The 1,226-nt window shown below is 70.9% G+C and carries 2 protein-coding genes; both read left to right on the top strand.

The window, feature by feature from the left end; translation table 11 throughout:
* The first annotated feature begins 99 nt into the window (after positions 1–99).
* Positions 100–582, top strand: a complete 483-nt coding sequence (tsaE, locus tag G6016_RS16765; protein ID WP_182633728.1) for a tRNA (adenosine(37)-N6)-threonylcarbamoyltransferase complex ATPase subunit type 1 TsaE — start codon at positions 100–102, stop codon at positions 580–582.
* Between the two features lie 302 nt (positions 583–884).
* Positions 885–1,226 (top strand): tRNA (adenosine(37)-N6)-threonylcarbamoyltransferase complex dimerization subunit type 1 TsaB (gene tsaB, locus G6016_RS16760; RefSeq protein ID WP_182633727.1); only part of this gene is annotated, 342 nt, incomplete at its 3' end.

Raw genomic sequence — 1,226 nt, 5'->3', positions numbered from 1 at the left:
CGCGCCTGGCACGACCGCCGTGCCTGCCTCCGCGCCCGCTGCCAGCGCGACCTCCACCGGCTCAGATCCCGCTCCCGGCCGGAGCGCGAAGAAGGCGTCGTGACGCTGGAGGTTCCCGGTCAGCGCGAGCTGCCCACGGTCGAGGACACCCGCGCACTCGGCGAGGAGATCGCCGGACTGCTCTCGGCCGGCGACGTGGTGGTCCTCGACGGCCCACTCGGCGCCGGCAAGACTGCCCTCACCACCGGCATCGCCGCGGGCCTCGGAGTTCGTGGCCGCGTCACGTCGCCGACCTTCGTAATCGCCCGCCGCCACGCTCCCGCGACGGCCGGCAGCCCCGGCCTGGTCCACGTCGACGCCTACCGCCTCCTGGGCCAGGACCCCGACGGCGATCAGCCCACCCGCCGAGACCTCGCCGACGAACTCGAATCCCTCGACCTGGACTCCGCACTCGACCAGGACATCGTGGTCGTGGAATGGGGCGCCGGGTTCGTGGAGTCGCTCGTCGAGTCGCCGCTGATCGTGCGCATGAGCCGCGGCGACGAGACGGAGGTCCGCACCGCCGCCTGGCACCGCGCCTAACACCGCGCACGCGCGCCACTCCTAGCGCCACGACCGGTTCCCGAGCCTTGAGTCGCCGGCGACCTTTCGATCTGCCCTCCGTTTTACGATCTGCCCTCCGTTCTGGGGCTGGTTTCGCGATCTGCCCTTGCGATTCGCTGATGCGCGCGGGGCCCCGAGTGCATCGCGTTCTCCGGCGGGCAGATCGGAATTAGACGGGCAGATCGTGTTCGGGTGATCAGTTCGTGGGCCAGGGACTGATTCGTGGGCCGGGCGGCGGATCGAATTCCGGGGAGTAGGTCGTGCGGCGGTACGCTGACCTCGTGCTTGTCCTCGCCATCGACACCTCCACTCCCGCCGTCACCGCGGGCGTATGCCGCCTCGAACCTGCTGGTCCGGGGGATGCTGCTGGCTCGCGGATCGAGACGCTCGCGACGCGCGTGACCGAGGACGCCCGCGCTCACGCCGAGCTGCTCACCCCGCACATCCTCGAGTGTCTGGAATCGGCCAGCATCACGGCCGCCGAGCTCGATGCCGTGGTGGTGGGCGTCGGACCCGGACCCTTCACCGGACTCCGTGTTGGGATGGCCACCGCGGCAGCATTCGCCGACGCGATCGGCGTGGCAGTCCACGGGGTGTGCTCCCTGGACGGTCTGGCTGCAAGG

This window comes from Dietzia aerolata (assembly GCF_014144865.1).
Taxonomy (GTDB): domain Bacteria; phylum Actinomycetota; class Actinomycetes; order Mycobacteriales; family Mycobacteriaceae; genus Dietzia; species Dietzia aerolata.
The sequence above is the reverse complement of the archived record's forward strand: the minus strand, read 5'-3'. Positions and strand labels throughout refer to the sequence as shown.